8 protein-coding genes are annotated in these 11691 nt (G+C 69.3%); 1 reads left to right on the top strand and 7 read right to left on the bottom strand.

Annotated features, from left to right (window positions below):
* Nucleotides 1-18: 18 nt before the first annotated feature.
* Complete coding sequence (locus tag AWB65_RS20145) at nt 19-852, top strand: PP2C family protein-serine/threonine phosphatase (protein ID WP_159907713.1); 834 nt, start codon at nt 19-21, stop codon at nt 850-852.
* Here AWB65_RS20145 and tagF read toward each other — a convergent pair.
* From tagF to AWB65_RS20110, 7 genes are all read right to left on the bottom strand, one after another.
* A complete protein-coding gene (tagF, locus tag AWB65_RS20140; RefSeq protein ID WP_087668820.1) occupies nt 849-1484 on the bottom strand; it encodes a type VI secretion system-associated protein TagF in 636 nt (211 codons plus the stop codon). The two genes, AWB65_RS20145 and tagF, sit on opposite strands and share 4 nt — an antisense overlap.
* Nucleotides 1484-5023 carry a type VI secretion system membrane subunit TssM gene (gene tssM / locus AWB65_RS20135; RefSeq protein WP_087668819.1) on the bottom strand — a complete coding sequence of 1180 codons (3540 nt, stop codon included), beginning with the start codon at nt 5021-5023 and terminating at the stop codon, nt 1484-1486. The genes tagF and tssM overlap by 1 nt, the downstream gene beginning before the upstream one ends.
* A gap of 40 nt (nt 5024-5063) precedes the next feature.
* Entirely contained in the window at nt 5064-6377 is a 1314-nt protein-coding gene (gene tssL / locus AWB65_RS20130; RefSeq protein ID WP_087668818.1) for a type VI secretion system protein TssL, long form, read from the bottom strand.
* Nucleotides 6378-6439: 62 nt separating this feature from the next.
* Nucleotides 6440-7801: a type VI secretion system baseplate subunit TssK gene (tssK, locus tag AWB65_RS20125; RefSeq protein ID WP_087668817.1), complete on the bottom strand. Its 1362-nt coding sequence runs from the start codon at nt 7799-7801 to the stop codon at nt 6440-6442.
* A complete protein-coding gene (tagH, locus tag AWB65_RS20120) occupies nt 7788-9284 on the bottom strand; it encodes a type VI secretion system-associated FHA domain protein TagH (protein WP_235007700.1) in 1497 nt (498 codons plus the stop codon). Before tagH ends, tssK begins: the two co-directional genes overlap by 14 nt.
* On the bottom strand, nt 9281-11284 hold the full coding sequence (locus tag AWB65_RS20115; RefSeq protein ID WP_235007699.1) for a type VI secretion system Vgr family protein: 2004 nt from the start codon (nt 11282-11284) through the stop codon (nt 9281-9283). The genes tagH and AWB65_RS20115 overlap by 4 nt, the downstream gene beginning before the upstream one ends.
* 16 nt (nt 11285-11300) lie before the next feature.
* Complete coding sequence (locus AWB65_RS20110) at nt 11301-11690, bottom strand: DUF4280 domain-containing protein (RefSeq protein WP_087668814.1); 390 nt, start codon at nt 11688-11690, stop codon at nt 11301-11303.
* Nucleotide 11691: the final 1 nt, after the last annotated feature.

Below are 11691 nucleotides of genomic sequence, written 5' to 3'. Positions count from 1 at the left end.
GCATCGATGGAGACCCGCATGAACTCGAACGTGCCGCCATTGCCCGCACCGACCCGCTTCAGCACCTGCACGGCGATTGGCCTGTCCGATCCGGGGCGCGTGCGCCGCGCGAACGAAGACAGCTTCCTGATCGACACGCGCCGAAGTCTCATCGCCATCGCCGATGGCATGGGCGGTCACGCGTTCGGTGCGCGAGCCAGTTCCACCGCCCTCGAACGCATCGCGGCGAAGCTGGCACTGCCGCGCATGCGCCGCGATGCGACGCTTGCCGGCGATCCGGACGCGACCGTCCACGACGACACGCTCGCGGCGATCCGCGCCGTCATCGATGCACTCGATGACGCGAACACCGTGCTCCACACGCTGAACAGGCGCGAACACATCGCGCCGCATCGTTCGATGGGAACGACCGTGACGGGCCTCTGGCGGCCGCCGGGCGCGGGCCTGCTGATCGCGTTCCAGATAGGCGACAGCCGCCTGTACCGATATCGCGATGGTGCGCTGCTGCAACTGTCGCGTGACCAGACGCTCTATCAGCAGGCACTCGATCTCGGCAGCATCGATCACTTGCCGCCTCGCAACGTCCTGTTGCAGGCGCTCGGGCCGCTGCCTTCGATTGCGCCCGTCGTGGAGGCGCATGCGTGCATGCCCGGCGACCGCTATCTGCTGTGCAGCGACGGGCTGCACGGCGAAGTGCCGCATCACGAGATCGAGGCGGTGCTCGCGCAAATGGGTGCCTCGAACACCGAAGCCGCGATGCACGCGGGATGCAGGCGCCTGATCGATCTGGCGCTCGACGCGGGCGGCAAGGACAACGTCACGGCGGTGATCGCCTGTTTCGACGACGCCTAGATTCCAGCGCCCGGCGACAGCGGGCGATGCCAAGGCCAGCCGTCTGCGCGGCCGTCGAAGAGACCGGCGGCCAATGCCGCGCCCGGCAGGCCGGGACAGCCACGCATCGACGGCAGGAGCGTGTCCGAACCCTCTGTCCACCACACGCTCGTTCCCTGCGCGCAGGCATCGCATGATGTGCTGACGCCGCGTATCGTCGAAACCTCCGGAAGCGCCAGCAAGCCCGCATCGAGACCGGCGAGGCACGACCCTTCATGGAGTGTCGAGAGCGCGAGTTCGACGCACCGCGCGAACCAGTCGCCAGCGGCCGGCAGCCAGGAAGGCAGCGCGCGCGCATCGACCGGGGCGGCGATCGTCAGCGGAAAGTGGCGCCCTACGCTGTCCACACTCGGCATCAGCACGCCTGCCCAGCCGCTCTCCCCCGCTACGCCGCCGCCCAGTGCGAAGCACCACAGCGGCGCCCTCGAATACACGCCGGCCCATTCGCTGCCGAGCGCCGCGCGGCTTGCCAGCATCCCGGCTTGCAGCATCGCGTCCCACGGTTCGACGAACGACGGCGGCAGGCGCCTCACGACGAAATCGCCGTTGCCTCGCAGCTTGCCGAAGCATCCGGCGGTCGAGGACGCTCGCATCAGAGATGATCCGGGCAGCGGAACTGCTCGAGCGGCGCGCGCCGGAACGGATTGACGACGCTGTTCGCATCGAGTTCGAGCACTGCCTTGCGGCCGGCGGAATCGAGCGTAAGTCTGAAGCGGTCCGCCTGTGCGGTCGGCTCCAGACGCCCCGCGTCGATCAGATGGAACAGCGCCCACGGACCGCTCGCCTCGAACGATGCGGCCTGCCCGGCCGCCGCCGGAGTGAACTCCGCGCGCGCCCGGCCGGTGTTCTTGCCGCTCGGCCACTGAAAGAGCGCGGCTGACAGCGCGTCCTGCGTGACGATGAGCGGCTGCCCGTCAAAATCGAGCGTCAGCCGGACGATCGACGGATCGATCGCCAGCGGCTTCACGCCGAAGCGAATCGACATGTCGCGGCTGCCATCGCGGAAGAACGCGTCGCGGATCTGCGCGGCGCGCTGAAACTGCGCCAGCACGTCGCGCGGCATGCCGGCGGGAGCGGCGCCCGCGCGCCATTGCCAGACCGCCGCGCTCGTATCGACCAGGGGCGCGAGGTTCTTCTGAAAGAAGTCGTCGATCAGGCCGCCCGGGCTGAAGAGCTTGCTGAAATCGTCGGCGGCGACGTCGCGCGTGGAAGCCCGCACGAGCGGATAGCGGCCGTCGAGCGCCTTGTGGCACAACTGGCCGGCGCCCGCGCTCCACTGCGCGTTCAGGCGGGCGCGCTCGCCGCCTTCGAGCAACGCGCCGCCCGTCACTGCGAGCGATGCGGCCACCGGCGTGAGCGGCGCGGGCTGCGTCTGGCTCGCGAGCCTGAGCTTGCCGAGCGCGTCACCGGCGGGCGCCGGCTGTCCCATGCGGCGCGCGGCGTCGGCGGCATCGAGGAAGACGGCGGCGTCCTTGAGCGGTGCGAACGCCTGATCGAGCGGTGCGGAATCGCCCGGCTTGCCGGCCAGTTCGTGCAAGGCCTGGAAGTGGATATCGACGGGCGTCACCGGCGCTGCCGCGTCGGCCGTCCTGGCGGGCGCGGCCGGCTGCTCGCTGCCGAGCGCGGCGGCAAGGCGTTTCTTCGCCGCATCGACTGGTCCGGTGCGCGTCGCGGGGCTCTCGTTTACCGGATGATCGACGCTCACATCGGCAAGCGTCGTCTCGCGCGCCGCCGCAACGATCAGTTTTTGCAACGGCGAATCATGCGCGGACAACTGGTTCGCGATGCGCGCGCCATCGGTCAGGCCGGCGAACGGCACGACGCTCACGTCCGCGAGCAGGCCATCCCACGCATGGACATAGTCAGCGAAATAGCGCGCATCGAGTGCAGCGCGCAATTCGGCGATTCCCTCCGGCGTCGGCGCGACGTCATCGCGGCCGAGCACCCATGCGTCTCGTGCGACGTCGGCCAGCGCGGCATCGCGGAACCGGAGGTATTGCGCGTAGCCCGCGCGCGTATAGGCGCCGGCCACGCCAGCCGTGAGCGCGGCACCGCTCGCGCGCGTGAGCAGCAGCGGCGCGTTCGGGCCGGCTGCGGCGCTCACGCTGAACGCGGCCACGTTCGCCTGAGTCAGTTCGCGGTCCACGCGATTGCCGATCCGCTGCGCGAGCGGCAATTCACCGAGGTTCGCGCGCGCCGCCGCGATCAACTCGCGATCGAGCGGCAACGACGGGTCGAAGCGGGATTTATCGAAGAGCGCGGCGAGATGGCCGTCGAGCGCGCGTTTCTGTTCTGCATGGGCATCGCGCTCCAGGTCGCGCGCGGCCCATGCGCGCACGGCGCCGGCGTCGTAGTGCTGCGGATCGCCGAGCATCAGGTAGGTGCGCAACGCCTCGTAACGGTATGCAGGCGCGGTCGCCTCATTGTCCGCACCGCGCCGCAGCGCATCCGTGAGCCGCGCGACGACGAGCGGCAGCAACGCGTCATCGAGCAGCCGCCGATACGTCACCTGCGCCTGCTGGCCGAGCTTGTCGCCCTGATACAGCCACAGCCGCGTGAGCCACGGCACGGGCTTGCCCGCGTCCGCATCGCCGCCCGGCAGCGCGCGCGCCGCGTCGAGCATCGGCAGGAGCGCGCGCGGATCGCCCAGCGCATCGGCGTGGGCCGTGAGCTGTTGCAGATGGCGCATCTGCTGGTCGAACGTCACGACATACGCGCGGTTGCGCTGATAGCTCACCGCCATGCCGGTCAACGCCAGTGCGAGCGTTACGCCGATCAGCGCGAGCGCGCCGCGCTGCAGCCACGCCCGGCAGCGCTCGAGCCGCGGATTCAAACCGGCCAGCCCCGCCTCGCCGATCACCACGTCCTTCAGCAACCGGTTGATGAAGTACGCGCGCCCCGCCGCGTCGCGGTTGAAGGCCACATCGCGGCGCAGCCCGAACGACTGGGCGATCGAGCTGATGGCGCGATCGATCGGCCGGCCGTGCTGCGTGCCGCTCGTAAAGTACACGCCGCGCAAAAGCGGCGCCGTTTCGTAGCGCGTGCCGCGAAACGTATCGTCGAGAAAGCGGCGCAGCGCCGGCTGAAGTCCCGCGAATTGCTGTGGAAACCCGTAGATCAGCGCGCGGCGGTGTACATCGGTCTCGCGCTGCATGCGATGCAGCACGCGTGCCTGCAGCCGGGCGCCGAGCGCATCGAATTCACCGGGGAACACGCCGAGCGCCCGCTCCGCATTCGCCAATTCGTCGAGCGGAAACGTCATGCCCCACACCTGCGTGCGCTCTTCGTGGCCGAGGTCGTCGAAGAATTCGGTGAAGCCCGCGAGCAGGTCACACTTTGTCACCACCAGATAGACCGGAAGGCGCATGCCGAGCCGCTCGGCGAGTTCATCCAGACGCGCGCGGACTACGCGCACGTGCGCATCGCGCGCGGCGTCGTCCTGTCGCACGAGATCGGCCGCCGACAGCGTGACGATGATCCCGTTCAGCGGACGGCGCGGCCGGTACTTGCGCAGCAGGTGCAGGAAGCCCGTCCACGCGGATTCGTCGGCCTGTGCGTCGCTGTCCTGCGTCGTGTAGCGGCCGGCTGTATCGACGAGAACGGCGTCGTCGGTGAACCACCAGTCGCAGTGACGCGTCCCGCCGACGCCGCCGATCGCATCGCCACCCAGCTTGTCGCGCAGCGGAAAGCGCAGTCCTGAGTGCGCGAGCGCCGTCGTCTTGCCCGTGCCCGGCGCGCCGATGAACATGTACCACGGCAACTGATACAGCCACTGGCGGCCGAAGCTGCCTTTCACGCGCGCCCGGCGGAGCATCGCGAGCGCCTGTTCGAAGCGCTCGCGCAAGAGCGCGATCTCGGCGCCGCCCGCGGACTGCGACGGCGCCTGCCCCGCCACCCCGCTCACGAAGCGCAGATTGACGAGCCGCGCGGCCAGCAGGCGGCCCGTCCACACGAGTGCCCAAGTGAGCAGCAGGAAGCCGATCGCGAACCAGCGGCTCGCCTGCGTTTCGAGCGGCGCGCGGCCGTCGAAGGCGAAGAGCGGACCTTCGAACCACAGCGCGAGCGCGAGGGCCGTCACGCCCGCGAGCGTCAGGCCTTGCGGCGTCTTGAACCATCCAGCGATCTTTTTCATGCGAGTTCTCCCCGTCGGGTGATGTGTTCGGAGCGACGCGTCACGACGACGCTCCTGGTGCCAGCAGCGTGATCTCCACGCGACGATTCTTCGCGCGGCCCGCCGGCGTATCGTTGGAGGCGAGCGGCTCGGCGTCGCCGCGACCTTCGGCCCTGAAGCGATCCGCCGTGCCGGTGTTCGCCGCGAGCAGCGCGCGCACGCTCTCGGCGCGCGCCTGCGAGAGATGCCAGTTCGACGGGAAGCGGGCCGAGAGGAGCCGCTGGCCATCGGTGTGGCCGGTCACGACGACCTTGCCCGGCACGGCCTCGAGGGCCTCGGCGATGCGTGTCATCAGCGGTGCATACGCCGGGTCGAGCGTCGCGCTGCCGGAGCCGAAGAGCCCGTCGCCGTTGATCGCGACGACCGTGCGGTCCGCGCCCTCGCGCACGCTCACCCGCCCTTGCGCGATTTCGGGAGCGAGGAACGTCGCGAGTTTCACGGTCGCGGCGGGCATCGGGGCCGCAACCGCTGGGGCGGCAGCAGCCGGATGCGCGCTCACGCGAATCCGGTTCAGCGCATCGAAAACCGGGTCCGACGCGCGATTCAGGCTCACACCGAGGGCGACATGCGTCCCGGCCAGCACGACCCCGGCGAGCGCGGCCGCGACCCACAGCGGCACGAGTTGCGACATCGGCCGGCGGGTACGCTGCACGGGCTGCCAGTGCGGCGACAGTTCCGTCTCGAACGCGCCTCGCTGCACGCGAATCATCCGTTCGAGCCGCTCGCGCACGGAGTCGAGTTGCGTGCGTCCGCCATCGATCAGGCGATAGCGTCCCTCGAATCCGAGCGACAGCATCACGTAAATCAGTTCGAGCACATCGACGTTGCCCGCCGGGTCCTGCGCGAGCCGCTGCAGGATCAGGAAGAAGCGTTCGCCGCCGGATGCCTCATTGTGGAAGGTGACGAGCAGACTTCGGCTCGCCCACACGCCGCTGCCCCACGGCGTGCCGGAGATCGCCTCGTCGATGCAGGTGCACAGGCAATAGCGCGCGGCCGCGAGCCGTTCGGTATCGATGCCGCTCGCCCGTGCGTCGTGCTCGAAGGTCTTCACCATCTGCACGAGTTGTGCGCGCAGTCCGTCGACATCGGCGATCCACGGTCGCATGCGCAACGGCAGCGCCAGTTCGAGCAGCGGGTTCGCGGCGCGCACGAGCGGGTTCAAACCGCTCGCAACCGGAATCACCGGTACCTGCGCCGACGGCGCCGCGCTGTGCGTTCCGCTCGGCGGCTGCGCGCCGCGCCGCCCGCCCGGTTGCGGGATCAGGAGGGTTTCATCCCAGTCGGCGCTGGCCGCCGGCAGTGTCTGGTCGTTCACGGTCTGGTCCTTTGCATGAGGTCGTGCGTGCGTCGCTGGTTTCGTCGCTGGTTTTTCGTCGCTTAAGGACGGATCGCCCAGAACTCGAAGGCAAGCCCGGGGAAATCGCCGGCGACATGCAACGCCACCCCGGCCGAGGTCGCGAACTGCTTCCACAACTCGCTCGTCCGGTCGAGTTCGAAGTAGGTGAAGCCCGCGTGGAACGGCAACTGGCGCGGTGCCACGGGCAGCGCCCGCAACCCGATGCCCGGCAACTGGAGGTTCACCAGGTCGCGAATACGTTCGACGGGACCGAGCTTCGCCTGCGGCGGGAAGCCATTCAGCAGCGCGGCGGGCGCGAGGTCAGCCTTCACCGCGAGCACGAAACTCGCCGAGCGGAACAGGTCGCGATCCGGCACGACCGCGACGCGCAGCCCGTACTTGCGCTCTTCCAGCGCGATCGGCACCGCGTGCGGGTCCATCACCGTGCTGAGCGCGGCGCGCAACGCATCGACGAGCGGCGTGAAGGTTTCGTCGAGCCGCTCGTGCCGGTACGCCGGAAACGCGCCCGGCCGCTTGCCCGGCTGGCAGAAGGTCGCGAGCTCGCCCGCCAGTTGCAGCGCGTGGTGATGCAGGTCGTGCGGATGCAAGCCGGTCGTCGAGGCGAGTCCCGCGAACAGCGGCTCCGCGCGGTTGAGCACTTGCAGCAGCAGAAAGTCGGCGATCTCGGCGGCGCCCGTCGTCGCAGGCTGCGCGAGGCGTGCGGCGAGCGCATCCGCGCGCTGGTGCAACAGGCCGACGAGTTCGTCGACGAACGACGACAGCCTGCGCGTCACGCGGTAGTCGAGGCAGGGCGGCGCGTATTCGGTATCGAGCACGACGCGGTTGTCGGCGCGACGCTCGACGATGCGCGCGATGCCGAGCGTCACATGCGCATGAGCGACGTCCTGCTCGAACGCGAGCCGCAACTGCAGCTTGCCGACCTGCACGAGAGCGGCGCCGGTCGCGCCTTCGTTGCTGTCGAGCACTTCGGTTTCCGCGATGCGGTGACGCGCGAAGCCGTCGTGACGGGTATCGCCCGCTGCGCGCGTCGCCTGCGCGGCCTGTGCGGCTTCCGGGACGCCGTGACGCGCCACCGGCAGCGCGAGCACCACGGTGAGGCCGCGTGCGTCTTCGGGGACGGCGAGCGGCAGCGGCAATTCGTCGTCCGACGGCAGGCGAAAGGGGCTGCCGTCCGGCAGGACGCCCGCGCACGCGGTCAGCGCGATGCGGCCGAGTTTCAGCTGCTCGGCGTCGATCGTCAGTTCCGAGAAGCCAAATGCATAGGGACGCAGCGCCGCGCAGCGCGCATCGATCTGCGCGCGCAACCAGCGGTCGTGCTGCTGGAGATGCTGCGGCTGCAGGAGCATTCCTTCTGACCAGATCACCTTGTTATTCCAGGACATTGCCGTCTCGCTGAGAGTGAGTGAAGGTGTGCGGCTGGCTGCCGGGCCGAAGGCCCGCTTGCCGCTCGTAGGCGTCGTTGAAGGCGCTGCCGCAAAGCGCCTGGAGATCGTCGGCGCTGGCGCGCGCAAGCTCGGTATGCAGCGCGACGAAGCGGTCCCACTGCTTCGCCTTGCGGCGCGCGGACAGCCGGTCGAGCCAGCCGCCGTGCGCCTCGGGTTGGCCAAGGGCTTGCGGATCGAAGCGGCCGAGCAAATGCTGCAGCGCTGCGCGCATGCCCGCGAGGACGGCGAGTTCGTGCCGGCGAATGTCGTCGAATGCGCCTTCCAGCGCGGCCTGCGCCGGCAGGTAACCCGCGCTGCTGCGGCCGTTGAGCATCTGCTGCAGCGCGCTGTCGCCATCGGGGAAAAACTTGAGCGGGTTGTTGTCCCGCTGAAGCAGCAGCGTCGTGTCGACACGAATCTCCCGCTTGAGCACCGAGCGCGACAGCAGCACATCGACGGCGCCGCGCACCGCCGTGCGCAGCATCGCGCCGGCCAGACGCGCGAGGTCCGCCGCGTTGCGCTCGCGCAGCGCGGCTGCGTCGAGGTGGACGCCGAGTCCGTCGAGCAAGGCGGCAAGCGTCGGATCGGCGCAGGCGGCGGGCTGAGGAACCGGCGCGGCTTCGGGCGCCGTGGCGAATGCGATGAGCGGCGCCTGCGGCTGCTGCGGTGAAGTCTGGAGCAGGTCATGCATGGCGGCCGCGACCTCCGCTTGCCGACGCGGCAGCGCCAGCGCCTCGTCGCGCAGCGGATCGTAGTCGTCGGGAATGCCGCCAGCCGGACTGCGTGCGTCCGGCACGAACGCGAACTGCTCCGGAGAAACATGATCGTTCTCCGATCCGATGAACGCGGCGCGTCCATCCGGCTGGCGCGGGTGGCGCGAGCCTTGCCCGAGTGGCGCGCCAAGCGGATCGAACAGTGCGCCGGGCAACGGCGAGCCGGCCAGCACGGCCGCATTCGCGAGCGGATCGCCGGACAACGCGGCTGGCAAGGCACCATCCAACGGATCGAACGCGCGCCCGTCATGGACGCCCGGCGGCGCTTCGAAGCCTGTCTCCACCGGGCGCTCGATGGTCGCGACCTCGATCGCGTACCCGCCGATCTCCAGCCGGTCTCCGTTTGCGATCCGCGCGGGCCGTCCGTTCGCAATCGGCCGGCCGTTGAGCCGGCTCGGATTGCTGCCGAGGTCGGCGAGCCGCCAGCCGTCCTCGCTCCAGTCGACTCGCGCATGCACGCGCGACACTGTTTTCAGCGCGTCCGGCAGCACCATCGTGTTGTCCTGCCCGCGTCCGATCGTGCCGCCCGCGGTATCAAAACCGCACGCGAGCGGCGCGTCAGGCGCGGCTCCCTGGTAAGTCCTGACCGCGAGCGTCATGCGCATCATGTGTCCCTCGTGTGCGCAGGCGCGGGCGCCCGGCGCGTGGTGATTGGCGGGCGTGTTCATCGCGTACCGTCGTCGGCGGGTTGCGGATCGACGGGCGCATCGGGCGACGCGCTGATCGCGCCGGACCCCGCTCCCGCCCCGCCGCAGTTGATCTTCACGAGCGCGCCGTCGATTGTCACCGGCCCCGCCGCGTTGATCGCAATGCCGGCCGGTCCGAGCACGATCGTGTTGCCGCCCGCCTTGAGCGTGAGCAGGGTTCCCGCTTCGATCGTCACGTTGACCGCTCCCTTGATGTCGACGTTCGCGCCAGCCGTGAGCACGAGGTTCGTGCCGGACTTGTGCTGGGTGTCCTGTGCGACATCGAGCGACAGCTTCCCGCCGATGCGTCCGCTGTGATTGCCCGCGAGCGCATCGCTGCGATCGCCGCCGCAGCGGGCGAAATCGTTCTTTTCGACGAGCACGTGCCGTTCATGGCCGACTCGCATCAGCGCGTCGTACTTGACCCATGCGTCGAGGTTGCGCTCGGCATGGAAGAAGAGTTGCTCGGAACCCTTGGTGTCGTCGAAGCGCATTTCGTTGAAGCCGTTGCCGCCTTTCGTCGAATTGCTCTTAAGCGTCGTGCGCGCGCTCTTCGCGGGCAGGTCGAGCGGCGGCATCTGCGCGGCGTTATGGACGCTTCCTGTCACGAGCGGCTGGTCCGGGTCGCCTTCGATGAAATCGACCAGCACTTCCTGACCGATGCGCGGCAGGAAAAACGCGCCCCAGCCCTTGCCTGCCCACGGCTGCGCGACGCGCACCCAGCATCGTTGCAGCGTCCCGCGCGAGCCGGGCGCCGCGAGCTGCTCCCAATGAAACTGCACCTTGATGCGGCCGTATTTGTCGGTATGGATCTCCTCGCCGGACGGACCTACGACCACGGCCGTCTGCGGCCCGGCGACGCGCGCGCGCGGCGTGATCCGTGCGGCGCGAAACGCCGTGGCGCGGCGCTGCGCCGTGAACGCGCAATCGAATACGACGGGCTGAGCGGTGGCGTCGGGCGTCGACAAATACGTGTCCGCGTTCAGTTCGTACTCCGCCGATACGACGAGGTATTCGCCGTTCTGCTCGCGCACCGGATGCTCGGTCAACTGGATCAGTCCGCCCGGCCAGATGCAGCGCGCAGTCGTGCGGCCGCTCACGCGGACGTTGGCGGCCTCGTACGCCTGCACGTGAGCTTTCGCATAACGATCGGCATCGTCGTGGCGCGAGTAGCCGAGCCCGTGTTCCTGCATCGCGAACACGGGCCGATCGAAGGGCTGCGGCCGCAGCGCGCGCGCGACGAGGCCTTGCTGCTCGCTCTGCGTCGGATTTTCGAAGTCGTAGTCGTTCGTTTCGACGATGCCCGTCTGGACCTCGCCGCCCGTCGACCAGGCGTAGACGCATTCGTGCTCGCCGGGCGCCGCGGCGAGCGGCCGGAACGGGAGCGGCCGGCCGTGCGGCGTCGCTGCATGAACCTGCGACGAATCCGTCAGCACCAGCTTGTGCTTGCCGTTCGAGTGTTCCAGGTAGTAATAGATGCCTTCGCGCTCGGCGAGCCGGCTCACGAAGTCGAAGTCGGACTCGCGATACTGCGCGCAGTGTTCGAGGCTCGGATACTGGGCCGCGCACTTGTTCTCGAAGTCGATGTGATAGCCGCTCAGCACCTCGCTTATGATGCCGGGCACCGTCTTCTGATAGAAGAAGCGGCAATGCGACGCGCGCGTGAGGAGCCAGAGGCGGGGCCGCACGGTCGCGCGGTAGAGCGCCGGACGGTTCGGCTTCGTGCTCGCGGGGCGCGCCAGTTCGAACGCCGCGACGATGCCGTTAAACTCGCGCTCGCCGCCTGCCGGCAGTTCGAGAGCGAGCGACAGATCGCTGCCGAGCATCGTCGCGATGTCGAGATCCGAGCGTTCGGCGAGCAGTTCGAGATCCCACTGCGCGAGACGGCCCAGTTCCTCGCGGCCGTGCATCCGGTGCAGCACGAGCGCGTCGGGTCCGAGCGCGCAGGCAATGCGCGCGATGCGGTGGGTGTCGGTCAGCATCATCGCTCGTCTCTCTTCAGGGAATCTGCGTCACGCGCGTGGCGGGATTCGCGATCGCGACCACGCCGCCCCACGAGCACATGCAGGTGGACACGTTGTCGAGCGACGGCTCGTTGCCAAGGAGCACGGCGATCGCGCCGGGCGTCCACGGCGATGCGGTCACGGGCACGCACGGCGCAGGCGACGGCACGCCGAGCGCCGCGGCGGTCGCGGCGGCCACCTGGGGATTCGCGGGCGACGTGCACGCGCCGAACGGCATGATGTTCACGAGCGGGACGTGATCCATGATGTTCGCGGCGAGCGGCCCTTCGCAGAGCAGCCGGTTCGCCGGAAGCACGACCAAAGTCGATGGCGCCGCGCCGAACGAACACTGCAGCGTCGCGCCCATGCAGACTTGTTGCGGCATC

The sequence above is a fragment of the Caballeronia humi genome (assembly GCF_001544475.1).
Lineage (GTDB): Bacteria > Pseudomonadota > Gammaproteobacteria > Burkholderiales > Burkholderiaceae > Caballeronia > Caballeronia humi.
The sequence above is the reverse complement of the archived record's forward strand: the minus strand, read 5'-3'. Positions and strand labels throughout refer to the sequence as shown.